Below are 14,240 nucleotides of genomic sequence, written 5' to 3'. Positions count from 1 at the left end.
GCTCAAAAATTTACAGCGGCAGTTGCAACGTCCCTACTGCCCAGAGCGATACTCTTGCAGATTTTCCAAAGCCGCTCGCTCGAGTTCTTCCCGCATTGTCACATCCTGATCGGCTTCCACCTCCGCCCCAACCGATGCATCCAACTGCATCAATGATTCAATTTCGGCTCGTTGATCAGAATTCAACTGCCCGAGGATCTGGTTGCGAAATTCGATCCTGAATCCACGTAGCAGCAAGTCGTACTCTACAGACAGCTTTGCCGCACGCGATTCGATCACCCTGAGCTGTTCTTTGGTAATGTCCAGCCCCAAGTCACGATCTCGTAGCGTCGCGACAATCCCCTGCGATTGCAGCGTCATTTGAAAGTCAATTTTCCGGAGTCGCCGGGCCTGTTGCGGAAGCAGGATGTCACTGCGAATCTCATCGATAGCGTTTGTTCTCAGCTTGGCAAGTCGCATCTGCATCGCCTGGCGTGAATACGCTTCTTCCGTTGGCAAAACGATTGCCTGCGCGTACTCTCGTAGAACGCTCCGGCACAGCGATCTGTACTTCCGGCTGACGTCGCGAATCGCGACCTCTTGCTCTCGGATCAATTCGATCTCACGACAAACGTGCTCCATTTTCAACAGATCAAACCAATCACCACGATAAGGATTCGCAACCTCCTCGCCTTCAAGTTCAAGAATCGGATTATGTTGTGACGCGCCCCGAACGTTGTGCGACTCGGTTTCCCAAACCTGTCCTTCTGGCGGGGTATCCACCGGAGACGGTTCCGCGTCTTTGGTTCGTGTTGAAAGTCCAGCCGACTCTCCCGAAACAATCTCCAGCTCGGAATCTTCCTCTTCCCAAGGAGCCAACTCCAGAGACGGCGTCGGCAAACGTTCGGCTTCGAACTCCGGTGCACGCGATGCACTGCGGTCTTGTCCGCAGACGTTCCCCGTTGTGCACGAATGCATCGCACACGAGACAGTGACCAAAATAAACGCAAGGTGCTTGTTCACCAGCATATTGAACGCCGCCATAAAACCTAATGCAAAAAGGGCCGGACAGAACAGGCTGACCGGCCCCTCCATCCCATCCTGTTGCATGATGCAAAGGAAACGCAAAATAGAATTAGAGTGCCATCGAATCACGGTCGGGCACAGAAAACCGATTACAGATTGCCCGAGCCCACCAACTATTTCATTCGGTTGGATCCGGTGCAACAAAGCCACACTCGGGTCCTGAAATTTAGACCCCACCGAAAACGGAAATCGGACGCGAGGACAGAACTTAAACAGAGAAAGAAGTCCTCAGCTCTCAAAACACGCGGTTTTTCGGGGCTCAGCCGTCGACTCCAGCCATCTCAATAATTTCTTCGGCCACTGCCGATGGCTCAAAATCGGCTTCCAAATCAACCCAGCGGCATTCGCTCAGATTGCGGAACCAGGTCTCCTGATGTCGCGCAAACCGACGGGTTCGAATCAACACCAACTCTTTCGTTTCCTCTTCGGTATGCTGACCATTGAGATGCTCGATAACCTCGCGATAGCCGACAGCCTGCGCCGCGGTGTGGCTCAACTCGCCGTGCTTTTCCAACAAGCCACGAACTTCCTCGATCAAACCGGCGTCGAACATGGCACCGACGCGTTGCTCGATTCGTTGGTGCAGAATCGATCGCTCATGTCGGATCGCGAACACGCGACATTGCTCGGCAGGAGTCGGGCTGTCAAACTCCATTTGCCAATGACTGATCGGTTTGCCTGTCGTGCTGAAAACCTCCAACGCGCGGATCAGACGCCGATGGTCATTGGGATGAATGTTGTGCGCCGCGACAGGATCGACCATCTGCAAACGCTCGTGCAGAAACTCGCCGCCGGACTCTTTGATCTCGTCCTCGACCTTTTTACGGAACTCCCAATCGGCTGGGGGACCTTCGAACATTCCACGCAACAACGCTTTGAGATACAGCGCTGTTCCACCGACGAACAGAACTTCTTTCCCGCGTGAACGAACGGCATCAATTGTCTGCAACGCCGCATCACGATACTGGGACGTGCTGAACGTTTCGCTGGGATCACGGATGTCGATCAAGTGATGTGGAATGTCGCCACGCTCTTCGACCGGAGGCTTGGCCGTGCCAATATCCATGCCGCGGTAGATCGCCATCGAGTCCAGCGAAATAATTTCGGCGTTGATTCGTTTCGCCAGCTCCAGACTGGTGCTGGATTTTCCGCTGGCGGTGGCTCCTGTCAGGAACCAGCAAGTTTTGGCGATGTCGGATCGATCGGTCATGGATAAAATTGTGGAATGAAGCCTGAAAAGTCGCAACCTGAAACGGGTGTCACGAGACCATGCTTTGCACGGGATCCGCGGCGTAGGCATACGACTCAAACGACAAACTCTCGTTTCCGGTTACGATCAGAGTAACACGGTCACCAGTCGAACTGTACTCAATTTGAAAGTTTAAAATGATTTCCAAATCCCTGGCTATTTTGTCGCTGTTCAGTTTGTCGTTGATTGCCGGTTTGTCGTCAAATTCGAACGACGACATTGAAACGATCTTGACCACGCAAGCTCAGTGTTGGAACGAGGGAGACATCGAGGGGTTCATGGAAACCTACTGGAAATCAGAAAAATTGACTTTCAGTGGCGGTGGCAAAACAACTCGAGGCTGGCAGGCGACTCTTGATCAGTACAAAAAGTCCTACCCCAAAGGTGGAATGGGAGCACTCACGTTTGACGGACTTGAAGTGACCATGTTGAGCGACGATGACGACGCGGCGTTGGTCCTGGGAAAGTGGCATCTGATTTTGCCTCCGAAAGACGGGGGCGACGAAGACGTAAAAAAGGACGGCAACTTTTCGCTTGTGCTTCGCAAGATGGATGGGAAATGGAAGATCATCCATGACCACTCCTCGACGCTGAAACCTGAGACAGCGCCGAAAGACTAGCTAAGCCAATTTGGCCCGTTCTGGCGACAGCAGCATGCTGATTTCGCGTCTGGAGCAGCGAAGATGCATCACGGCCAGAGTTTGGGCAATTTAGGCCGAATAATGACCCGACGACTAATCTTGACCGCGGCGTGGGATCTCTCTACGTTCCGCGAAAAATACGCGCCATCGCTGTGCATTTCGCAAACGATGGCACCCATTTGAGCTTCATTTCGCCATGGAAGGCACACCGATGAAGAAACGTCTCTCGTTACCGCTCAATCCGCACCGACGTTCAGTCCTGGCTGGTATTACCGCGTTTTCCATCGCCGGAATTTTAACTGCAACGGGATGTAACAACTTCATCAAACGCGGGCAAAGTCCTGACGACGAAGACGAACTGAGTCAGTTCGTGGACAAATCTCCCGTCGGCCCGAAGTACATTTCCGAAACGTGCGGCATGTGGGGAATGGACTACGCCAAAATCGAAGGCATCGGATTGGTGCTGAATCTTGACGGAACAGGATCGGCAGCGAAGCCCGGTGCGTATCGCGACCACTTGCTGGACGAGCTTAAAACGCACAAAGACAAACTGGACAATCCGCGCGAGCTTTTCGAAAGCAAAGATACAGAGATGGTGATCGTCCGAGGCTATGTTCCTCCTGGGGCACGCAAAGGCGACAGCTTCGACGTCGAAATTCAGATGGTGCCCAACATGGAAGGCACCAGCCTTGATGACGGAACCGTGTTCCGCACGCGACTCAGACGACTGGCTCAATTCAAAGGCCGTCGCCTGAAAGAAGGCCTGGTCGTCGGGCTTGCCGAAGGCGCGATCCTTGTGGACAGCGTTTTTGAGTCACGTCAGGACGAAGCCAACGAACTTCATGGCTGGATCCTGGGCGGTGGAGAAACATTGGAATACCGTCCGCTTGGTTTGAACTTGCGGACCCAGACTTACGGTCCGAAAACGACGACGCTGATCTCTCGCGCCGTGAACGCTCGCTTTACTTCGCTGACCGAAAACGGTAGAGAAGGCATTGCCCAGCCGAAGAATTACAAGACCGTCAATCTGGAGTTGCCGGATATTTACCGACACAATGTCCGACGTTTCTCTGAAGTGATGGCCAATATTCGATACAACGAAACATCGCAGCAGCGAGTCGAACGTCTGGACGAACTTGGCAAGCAGATGACTGACCCGGCGACTTGCGCGCAGGCAGCACTTCGACTCGAAGCCATCGGACGCGACGCTGTTCCGACTTTGAAACGTTCGCTCACCAATCCGGATTTGGAACTTCGGTTCCGCGCCGCCGAAGCGTTGACTTACTGCGGCCACTCGGAAGGCTTGTTGATTCTGAAAGAAGTCGCCGAAACCGAACCGGCGTTCCGCTGGCACGCGATGACAGCACTTTCGGCCTGCGAAGATTCCGATGCAGCAACCTATCTCGAACTGTTGATGCAGTCTGAAAGTGCAGAAACTCGTTACGGTGCGTTCCGCGCGTTGCACACACGCAGCCCGGATCACCCGTTGGTCTATGGCCGCAAGTTTAAAGATTTCTTTCTGCACAGCGTTCCGGTTGAGTCGAGCCCGATGGTTCATTTCTCACGCAGCAAACGGCCTGAAGTGGTCGTCTTTGGCGACGCTCGAGTCTCGGATGACTTCCTGTACGTCGAGACCGGAACCACGATTCGATCGGCTGGGACCGGCAAGCTGAAGTTGATCCACTACTCAAAGGATCATGGACGCGAAGAAACGGTTTGCTCGACCGAGATCGGCGATCTGATTGAGACTTTGGCGAATCACGATTTCACCTACGGTCGCATCTTGAAAATTTTTCGAGGAGCGAAGAAAGACGAAACGATGGTTGCACGTCTGGTCGTCGACGCCATTCCAGGAAACGATCGCGAGTACACCGAAGACGATACAGTGTCCGAGGAATCGAATCGTTATCTTGCAGAATCCGCACCGGAGATGTTTCGCAACGGTTCGGAGATGGAAGACAAGCGTCCGGCTCGCGTGACGACTGATTTGATCGATGGCAACCTGCCGACTGCTGAGGAACTGCAGGAACAGAAGTCGGCTTGGACGAAGATGAAAGAGTTCGTGACAGGCAGTCCGTCGCAGCCGTAAGAACAGAAAGTCGAGTGGAAAGTCGACAGGGCAAAGAGTCTAATAGAGATCTTTGCTTCCCACGTTGCGCGAAATTTGTACCCTGTAGTTTGTTAACTTTCCCGTACTCACCCGGAGCTTGCTCGAATGCTTAAGGCCCTGGAACTTAGCGGCTTTAAGAGCTTCGCGGACAAAACCCGGTTCGAGTTTCCGCCAGGGATTACGGTCGTCGTCGGCCCCAACGGTTCGGGTAAATCGAACATCGTTGACGCGATCAAATGGGTGCTGGGCGAGCAGAGCGCGAAATCGCTCCGCGGCAAAGAGATGTCGGACGTGATCTTCAAAGGATCGTCCGGTTCCAACGCTCGGCGTCCGTCCAACGCGGCTCAGGCGACTCTGGTTCTGGACAACACGGAACGGCTGCTGGGGATCGACTCGGACGAAGTCCACATCAGCCGCCGGGTCTATCGCAGCGGCGACACAGAATACTTGATCAATGGCGAAAATTCGCGGCTGAAGGACATCCGCAATCTGATTCGCGGAACGGGTGTCGGCACCGATGCGTACAGCCTGATCGAGCAGGGCAAAGTCGAGCGGATGCTGTCCACCAGCCCCAAGGAACGGCGTGCGATTTTCGAAGAAGCCGCTGGAATCAGCCGCTTCAAGGCCAAAAAAGTTGAAGCCGAACGGCGGTTGGCTCGCGTCCACGGCAATCTGATTCGGCTGTCGGATATCGTGGAAGAAGTCGGCAGCCGCTATCGCAGTGTCAAAGCACAGGCGTCACGGGCGGCTCGCTACAAGGAGTTTTCGGAACGGCTGCAGCATTTGCGAACCTTCGCTGGCGTGAATGACTGGAAGACTTTCTCGGAGGAACTTGCCGGGATCAACAGCATCGTCGAGGAACAGTCAGCGATCGCGAAAGAGCATGCGGAGTTCATTGCCGCGGAATCCGGGAAAGCGAAAGCTTTCGAAGAGCAACTGGATGCTCTGACAGAGAGACTGTCCGAAGTTCAGGAACGTTCAAGCACCGTCCGGGAAGAACTGGCTCAGAACGATTCGCAGTTGCAGATCAATCAGTCACGGCTGATCGACATCGATCAACGCAAGGAAGAACTGAAAGCAGAAAACGAACAGGCTGCGAAACGAACCGCGGAACTGAGCGCGCGAGTGAAACAACGTGCTGAGGAACTGGACAAAGCGGAAATTGATTTCCGTGACGCTTCGGATCAACTTGAAAAACTGACCGCAGAACAGTCGGCCGCAGATGAAGCCCTGCTTTCTTTGCGGGCCAGCGGAGAGGCTCGTCGCAACGAGTATCGGGATTTGGCGCTGCTGGTGACTCAGTTTGGCAAACTGGTTTCTTCGAGCGATTCAAAACTGCAGGCCAGCCAACGGGATCGCGATCGACTTTCGGGTGTTGTCGAGCGTTTGCAGAAGGACCTGAACGAACAGAAACAGCGCCACGAAGAAGTTCTGGCTCACCAGCATCAGCTGAAAACGGAAGCCGAACGAACGGACGGTCGACTGGCGGAGGCGCGAAAATCGTTCGATCAGTACAAGCAGGAACTCGGCGGTCGGAAAGAACGTCTGTCGGAATTGCGAAATCAACAGTCCGGTTTGACGCAGCGAGCAAACGTCATTCAGGAGCTTGAGAAAAGCCTTGAAGGCGTCAACGCGGGAGCCCGCGAATTGCTGCAAAAGTCGCAACAGTCTCGCGAGGGTTACCTTGGTGATGTTGTCGGCCTGGTAGCGGATCTGGTTTCGGTGAACGTGCAACACGCAGGTATCGTCGACGTTGCACTTGGAGATATCGCACAGTACATCGTTGTCGATGGGCGGCAACTGGTGGACGGACTGTCGAGCGAACAGGTGAAACTGGACGGTCGCGTTGGACTCGTTCAACTCTCTTCGCCACCGACGCTTGGCGCTGACCTGAGAACCGATCTTTCGGGCGAAGCAGGAATCATTGGACGGGCCAACGAACTGGTTCAAGTCGAAGATCGCTATGAACAGTTCGCTCAGTCTCTCCTCGGCGGAACATGGGTTTGCAAAACGCTTGCCGACGCCGTGCGACTTCACAACGGCCCGGGAAAAACCGTCCGTTTGGTAACTCTCGATGGCGAGATCGTGGAGTCCGACGGCACGATCCTGGCCGGTCCCAAATCGGTCACCGGAGGAATCGTTTCGCGTCGCAGTGAGTTGCGGGCGATCAAGAAGAATCTGATGGGGCTGAAATCGGAAATCGATGCTTGTCGCGAGCAAGTGGCCGAATTGACAGAGCTTGAGTCGACGGCCGAGAGTCAGGTTCAAAAACTGATCGAAGAAAACACGGGGCTCTCATCGAAACTTCAAGCCGAAACCGACAAAGCCGATCAGGTGCTGGGGCGGATTGGTTCGCTTAAGGACGAATTGGCGGCGGCCAACAACGAGCTTGCACAAACGGGATCGCTGCTCTCCACGATCACGAACGCGTTGACGTCCCAGCAAAACGATTTGGCCAAAAATGAGCTGGCAGTTTCCAGTCTCTCGCAGTTGATCGAGAAAGATGAATCGGACGCTCGGGAGGCTCAAAAGCGACGCGACCAACTCGAACGGGAGCTGACAAAGGCCAAAGTCGCCGTTGGAAAGTTTGAACAACAACTGGAATCTTTGCAGGCTCAAGTCGCCGACGAACGCGAGCAATTAGCTCAACAGGAAGAGCGCAGCAAACATTTCGGCTCTCGCATTTCGGATGATGCTTCGGCGCGAGACGCGGCTGAAATCGCGATCAAAGAAGCCACCGAATTGATTTCAAAGCTGACGCTGGAGAAAGACGAACTGGCCGACAAGTTGGCGACGATGAATAAGGAACGCCTGGAGATCGACGGGCAGCGCCGGGAAATCACAAACGCCATCAACCAGCGTCGCGACGCACTCAAACAGGCCGAAGACAAGCTGACGCAAACGAAAATTCGCACCGAGCAGATCAACTTGCAGCGAACGCAACTGATGGAGCGGATGCGAGACGACTACGGCATCGACATCACGACGCTGGACGAGTTCGAGGCTCCCAATGAAGAGTTCGACGAGAACGCCGAGCGAGAAGAGATCGACCAGGAAATTTCGCAGCTGAGAAAGAAGCTCGGACAAATCGGCTCGGTGAATCTGGAAGCGTTGAACGAGCTGGAAGAACTTGAGACTCGCTACAATCACCTCAATGGTCAGTACGAAGATCTGGTCGAAGCCAAAGAGACCCTTGAGAAAATCATCGTTCGTATCAACGCGGACTCGCGAAAGATCTTCGTTGAGACGCTCGAAGCAATCCGCACGAACTTTCAAAAGCTGTTTCGCCAAACTTTCGGCGGCGGCAAAGCGGACATCATTCTCGAAGCCGACGTCGATCCGCTTGACGCCGGCGTGGAGATCATCGCAACGCCTCCCGGCAAGCCCGAGTTTAACAACTCGTTGCTCAGCGGTGGCGAAAAAGCCCTCACGGCGGTTTCGCTGTTGATGGCGATCTTCCAGTTTCGCCCCAGCCCGTTTTGCGTCCTCGACGAAGTTGATGCTCCGTTTGACGAAGCCAACATTGGTCGTTTCATTGACGTGCTGAAGAGTTTCCTTGGCTGGACAAAATTCGTAATCGTGACACACTCGAAGAAGACGATGACCGCTGCGACAACGCTGTACGGTATCACGATGCAGGAGAGCGGCGTCTCGAAGCGAGTCAGCGTTCGATTCGAGGACGTCAATGAAGACGGCGAGATTTCCGATGAAGCCATCCATCGCGACGACGACGCGGCTTGATTGGCACCGGCCTTCCCTCGAGATTGCATCTGCACCGCACCGTCCATCATGTGGTTTTCATCCGTGAAAACGCAGGTCTGAAGCCTATACCACGTCAATGTTTGCACTTAAGATAAGCGCCTCGAATCCGCATCTTTGACGATCCATCAACAGGCACTGCACGTGGGAAAACCCAAGAAAAAATCGTTGGCCGCCCAAGCCGACAAGTATCTCTGCTACCAAAAATCCGTCCAGTCACCGGAACATGAAGTTGACTTTTTCGAACAGGCTTTCAAGGACGAATTTGGTCGCAAACCGAAAACACTTCGGGAGGATTTCTGTGGCACGTACGCGATCTGCTGCGAGTGGGTTCGCCGCGGGCGAGAACGAACGGCTCTGGGCATCGACCTTGATCCTGAACCGATTGCGTGGGGGACCGAGCATAACTTCGAGCCTTTGACTCAGCACCAAAAAGATCGGGTCAAGATTCTGGAACAGGACGTTCGCCAAAAGAATCGGCCACGCGTGGATGTTCTGGCGGCGCAGAATTTCTCTTTTTGGTATTTCAAGACGCGTCCCGAGGTCGTTGAGTATTTCAAAATTGCCAGAGCCAACATGGCGGATCAGGGCATCATGGTGATGGACATGATGGGCGGAGGAGGATGCTACGAAGAAGGTCGCACGGACAAGCGGACGATCAAGAAAGGCAAGAAAGGATTTCGCTACGATTGGAAACAGGAAAGCTTCAATCCGGTCACTGCCGATTGCGTGTTCCACATTTCATTCAGGTTCGCTGATGGAAGCAAATTAAAGAAAGCGTTCACTTACGAGTGGCGTTTCTGGACGATCCCGGAAGTTCGCGAACTGCTTGAAGAGGCCGGTTTCAGTCACAGCTATGTGTACTTCGATCGCGAAGACGAAGACGGCGAGGACACGGGCGAGTGGTACCGGACGGAAGAATATCCCAGTCACGAAAGTTGGATCGCGTACATTGTTGCTGTTCGCTAACGCGTCACTACAAACCTGTTCCGCTTCAGGTTAGAATCCGTCTGGCCCAATCACCATTCGGGAATGATCATGAAGCAAGCTCTGTTGTCGCTGATTCTGTTTGCCACCTTTTTCTCGCCTCGCGTGGCAATGTGTGATGAAACTTCTTCACTCGCGTTGTTGGTACAAGCGATTGGCAAAACCGACAATGACGCGATGCGACAGTCGTTGCTGACCGGAATGCTCAAAGGACTTGAAGGTCGGCGCCAGGTTCAAACGCCTGACGGGTGGAAAGAGCTTAGCCAAACATTGTCGCAAGCCGAAACAGCAAACGTTCGCGAACTGACGATGCAGCTTTCGCAGGTTTTCGGCGATGTCGAAGCGACCGAGCTGGCGTTGTTGGCGATTCGCGATCCATCCGCTGAGATCACTTTGCGGAAAACCGCGCTGCGAAGCTTGCTCGTTCAGCAAAACGAAGAGGCTTCCGATGCTTTGGAATCCTTGCTGGACGACCCTGATCTGAATTTAGACGCGATCCGCGGTTTCGCGATGATCGAAAACGCTACTGCCCCAGCCGTTTTACTTTCGCGATACGAGGCAATGGATTCGAATCAAAAAGCAGCCGTGATCGAAACGTTGGCCACGCGAAAATTCTACGCTCGACATTTGCTGGAAGCCGTTGAATCGAAGCGGATCAATCGCGATCAAATTCCAGTTCATGTTGTCCGCGCATTGAAAGAAATTTTGGGCGGCGATTTCGAGGGGGTTTTCGGGGAGCTGAAATCACTTGGTGAAGACCGCGAAAAACTATTGGCGAAATACAAGGCGATGCTTACGCCAGAGGTTTTAGCAAAAGCGAGTGCTTCTCGCGGTCGAGCGGTTTACCAAAAGACCTGTGCAAACTGTCATTTGCTTTACGACGAAGGCGGCGACATTGGCCCCGAACTTACAGGTTCGAATCGAGCAAACCTCGATTACATTCTGCTTAACAGTATCGACCCAAGCTATGACGTTGCCGAAGGATACAGAACGGTGACCGTCGCAACCGAAGACGGCCGGCTAGTAATGGGTGTCGTTGCGGAAGAAGATGCCACAAAACTAGTTCTGAAGACGGTTGAAGATCCAAGGCTGGTGATTGCGAAAGAAGATATCGAGGCACGAAAGATATCCGAAAAATCGATGATGCCGGACGGACAACTTGAACAGATGGAACAGAAGGAAGTCATTGACTTGATCAAGTATCTGCAAACGACAAAGCAAGTTGAGGTGGCGAAATGATCATCAAATCAATCACTTCTGCCTGGATGCTGCTCCTGTTGGCCTCTAGTGCCGCCTTTGCACAAGACGCGCGAAACGAACTGCCGAAGAAACAGCACCGAACCAGCGACGCTCCGTTTCTGAAACCCGACGAAGCCGTCAAGAAAATGGCGATCCCGGACGGGTTCGATGTTTCAGTGTTTGCCGCAGAACCTGACATTGCTGAGCCGATTGCATTTTGCTTTGACGACAAAGGCCGAATGTGGATTGTCGAGAACTTCAACTATCAGACACGCGGCAAGCACATCGAAGACAAGCAGATCAGTCGGATTCAAATTCTCGAAGACACCAACGGAGATGGTATTTTCGACAAGAAGAAGACATTCACGGACAAGTTAACATTCACATCTGGAATCGCCCTAGGCCACGGAGGAGTCTTCGTTGGCTCGCCGCCAAACTTTAGCTTCATTCCCGATAGAGACGGGAACGACGTCCCCGATGGACCGCCGGAAATTTTGCTTGATGGCTGGGGCTTTCACGATCGCCATGAAACGCTCAACAGTTTCATCTGGGGACCGGACGGTTGGCTCTATGGATGCCACGGAGTGTTTACGCGCTCGGAAGTCGGCAAGCCTAACTGCGCGAAAGAGGATCGCCAATTTATTGACGGAGGCATCTGGCGCTACCATCCAACGCGAAACAAATTCGAAATCCATGCGAGAGGTTTATCGAATCCATGGGGTTTCGACTTTGACGATCACGGTCAAGGGTTCGCGACCTGCTGCGTCATTCCGCACCTGTTTCACATCGTGCAAGGCGGCGTTTATCACAAACAAAGTTTGCCGCATGTGAATCCTCACATTTACGACGACATCAAAACGATTCGTGACCATACGCACCTGTCGGCTCATGGTGGCGCGCGATTTTACCTGGCGGACGCATTCCCTAAACCGTACAACGAACGCAATTATCTTTTCATGTGCAACATCCATGAACATGCGGTCCTGACAGACTTCATGCAACCCAATGGCTCCAGCTTTATTGGCAAGCATGGTGATGACTTTATGCCCACGAATGATTTGGCGTGGGTTGGGTTCAGCATAGAAATTGGACCCGAGGGCGGCGTTTATGTTCTCGACTGGCATGACACAGACATCTGCGGTAACGCGATTAACTTCCCCAACAGCGGTCGTGTGTATCGCATCATGCCCAAGAAGGCGACACCGATCACGCCGCCGAACTTGAGGGCAATGTCGAGCGTTGAATTGGCTCAATTGCAAACGCATGACAATGACTGGTACGTGCGGCAATCCAGGACGCTGTTGCAAGACCGAGCCAACGGAGACATCGCAGAAGCGCAAGAAACTCTGACTTCAATTTTAAACTCCGACGTTGAAACTCGTAAGAAGCTACGAGCGATGTGGGCTCTGTACGTCACAAACGCCTTCGACGAAGCAGGACTCACAACTCTACTCGATCATTCTGACGAACACATTCGCGGCTGGGCAATCCGATTCCTTTGTGACGAAAGTCCATTGAATGCGTTTCAGGACACGAGCAAGTTGCAAGATTCAATTGTTGGCCCTGACGTACTGGAAAAGTTTACCGCAATGGCACGAGATGATTCCTCTGCTGTCGTGCGAAGATTTTTGAGTTCAGCCGTGCAACGAATGCCGTTTGCCGATCGCTGGCCAATCCTTGATGCGCTGGCAAGCCACAGCGAAGATGCAGCCGACAATAATTTGCCGCGAATGATTTGGTTTGGGCTTGAGCCGATGGTTCCACATCATCCTGAAAAAGCGTTGGCTCTGGCAATCAACGGAAAGATGCCGCAGCTTGCTGAATTCGTTGCAAGGCGTTTGACGACAGGAGACGTCGCATCGCAAGTGAATCGACCGCGAAAGCCGCAAAAGAACGAAAAGCGAGTTTGGCAACGAATCATCCAAAAGTCTGCTCCGGGATTTAAAGTACACGACGTAGGTGAAGGCGGTGTGGTCGACCATTCTGTTTTTCGGAACGCAACCGCAGTCCAGACACACCCATTGGATCGAGAAACACCAAGCACTCTACGCCGACAGCTGAAAATTCCAGAAATTGGCAGAACGAAGTTGAATATGCGAGTCAGTCACCACCCTCATGGCGATTGGCAATTGCGCGTTTTAGCCAACGGAGAACTTCTGGCGGATCAAATCGTCGGCAGCAAAACTGTCGCCAACGACGAATGGCTCGATGTGTCGGTTGACCTTTCAAACTTCGCTGGCCAAACCGTCAAACTAACGATCGAGAACAAAGCTAACGATTGGCAAAACGAATGGGCGTATTGGAATCGTGTTTCGGTTGACACTGAACAAGAAGTTGGAGACGCGAAGAAGAAAACCAAAGTCGTCTTCATTTCTGGGCATCCGAGTCATGGCCGCATGAAACACGAACATCGCGCCGGCAATATGATTCTTGCCAACGCTCTGAATGACTCGGGGCTGAACATTGATGCCGAACTCGTTCCGCACTACGGGTATCCGCAAGACGAATCGATCCTGAAAGATGCTGCAACAATAGTGATCTTTAGCACCGGCCATTCGGGACACGTGCTGAAAAAGAAGCTTGATGAATTTGATGCGTTGATGAACGGCGGGACTGGCGTGGTCATGCTCCACTGGTCGACCGAAGCTGAAAAAGGAAAGATGGGAGACCTGTTTCTAAATTGGATGGGAGGCTTCTGTGATTTGGACTGGTCGGTGAACCCCCATTGGAAACCAAACTTCAACGCTTTGCCTGATCATGCGATCTGCCGTGGAGTCGAACCGTTCAGCGTCGATGACGAATGGTACTATCACATGCGATTCGTTGAAGGCATGAAGGGTATCACTCCCATCCTCACTGACGTACCACCGGCCCATACCCTTCGTCGCCCAGACGGTGAACGCAGTGGAAATACTGCTGTTCGAAGAGCGGTCGCCAATGGCGAAACGCAACACGTCGCCTGGGCATACCAACGCCCTGGTGGCGGTCGTGGCTTTGGATTCACCGGCGGTCACAATCACGAAAGCTGGCAAGACGACAACTTCCGCAAGATAGTGCTCAATGCAATTCTATGGACTGCGAATGTCGAAGTTCCGGAAGATGGCTGTGCGAACAATCAAGTCGACGATGCGTTGATCAAACAAAACATTGACGATCAATAGCAGACCAGCCCGAAGGACTTTCGTCCGAA

At 53.1% G+C, this 14,240-nt stretch carries 8 protein-coding genes; 6 read left to right on the top strand and 2 right to left on the bottom strand.

Going from position 1 to position 14,240, the window contains the following annotated elements; translation table 11 throughout:
• Positions 1-33 precede the first annotated feature (33 nt).
• Positions 34-1,023, bottom strand: a complete 990-nt coding sequence (locus MFFC18_RS06895) for a hypothetical protein (protein ID WP_075083207.1) — start codon at positions 1,021-1,023, stop codon at positions 34-36.
• A gap of 301 nt (positions 1,024-1,324) precedes the next feature.
• Complete coding sequence (gene miaA / locus MFFC18_RS06890) at positions 1,325-2,275, bottom strand: tRNA (adenosine(37)-N6)-dimethylallyltransferase MiaA (RefSeq protein WP_075083206.1); 951 nt, start codon at positions 2,273-2,275, stop codon at positions 1,325-1,327.
• Between the two features lie 176 nt (positions 2,276-2,451).
• On the opposite strand from miaA, the gene MFFC18_RS06885 reads away from it, so the two are divergent.
• From MFFC18_RS06885 to MFFC18_RS06860, 6 genes are all read left to right on the top strand, one after another.
• Entirely contained in the window at positions 2,452-2,934 is a 483-nt protein-coding gene (locus MFFC18_RS06885) for a YybH family protein (RefSeq protein WP_075083205.1), read from the top strand.
• Between the two features lie 232 nt (positions 2,935-3,166).
• Positions 3,167-5,044, top strand: coding sequence for a flagellar basal body P-ring protein FlgI (locus MFFC18_RS06880; RefSeq protein WP_162273914.1), 1,878 nt, complete (start codon positions 3,167-3,169; stop codon positions 5,042-5,044).
• A 126-nt stretch (positions 5,045-5,170) separates the two neighbouring features.
• Positions 5,171-8,806 (top strand): chromosome segregation protein SMC, encoded by a 3,636-nt coding sequence (smc, locus tag MFFC18_RS06875; protein WP_075083203.1) that lies wholly within the window; start codon positions 5,171-5,173, stop codon positions 8,804-8,806.
• Between the two features lie 162 nt (positions 8,807-8,968).
• Complete coding sequence (locus MFFC18_RS06870; protein ID WP_075083259.1) at positions 8,969-9,793, top strand: hypothetical protein; 825 nt, start codon at positions 8,969-8,971, stop codon at positions 9,791-9,793.
• Between the two features lie 69 nt (positions 9,794-9,862).
• The gene (locus MFFC18_RS06865) at positions 9,863-11,050 is read left to right on the top strand and encodes a c-type cytochrome (RefSeq protein WP_157665075.1); all 1,188 of its coding nucleotides are present in this window, start codon (positions 9,863-9,865) and stop codon (positions 11,048-11,050) included.
• Positions 11,047-14,211 carry a PVC-type heme-binding CxxCH protein gene (locus MFFC18_RS06860; protein WP_075083201.1) on the top strand — a complete coding sequence of 1,055 codons (3,165 nt, stop codon included), beginning with the start codon at positions 11,047-11,049 and terminating at the stop codon, positions 14,209-14,211. Before MFFC18_RS06865 ends, MFFC18_RS06860 begins: the two co-directional genes overlap by 4 nt.
• Positions 14,212-14,240: the final 29 nt, after the last annotated feature.

The sequence above is a fragment of the Mariniblastus fucicola genome (assembly GCF_008087665.1).
In the GTDB taxonomy this organism is placed as follows: domain Bacteria; phylum Planctomycetota; class Planctomycetia; order Pirellulales; family Pirellulaceae; genus Mariniblastus; species Mariniblastus fucicola.
Note: the sequence above shows the minus strand (reverse complement) of the source record. Positions and strands in the feature narration are given on the sequence as shown.

Bases quoted from the DNA above. Each gene is read 5' to 3' on its own strand.
- MFFC18_RS06895 (WP_075083207.1), bottom strand. From the start codon at position 1,023: ATGGCGGCGTTCAATATGCTGGTGAACAAGCACCTTGCGTTTATTTTG.
- miaA (WP_075083206.1), bottom strand. From the start codon at position 2,275: ATGACCGATCGATCCGACATCGCCAAAACTTGCTGGTTCCTGACAGGA.
- MFFC18_RS06885 (WP_075083205.1), top strand. From the start codon at position 2,452: ATGATTTCCAAATCCCTGGCTATTTTGTCGCTGTTCAGTTTGTCGTTG.
- MFFC18_RS06880 (WP_162273914.1), top strand. From the start codon at position 3,167: ATGAAGAAACGTCTCTCGTTACCGCTCAATCCGCACCGACGTTCAGTC.
- smc (WP_075083203.1), top strand. From the start codon at position 5,171: ATGCTTAAGGCCCTGGAACTTAGCGGCTTTAAGAGCTTCGCGGACAAA.
- MFFC18_RS06865 (WP_157665075.1), top strand. From the start codon at position 9,863: ATGAAGCAAGCTCTGTTGTCGCTGATTCTGTTTGCCACCTTTTTCTCG.
- MFFC18_RS06860 (WP_075083201.1), top strand. From the start codon at position 11,047: ATGATCATCAAATCAATCACTTCTGCCTGGATGCTGCTCCTGTTGGCC.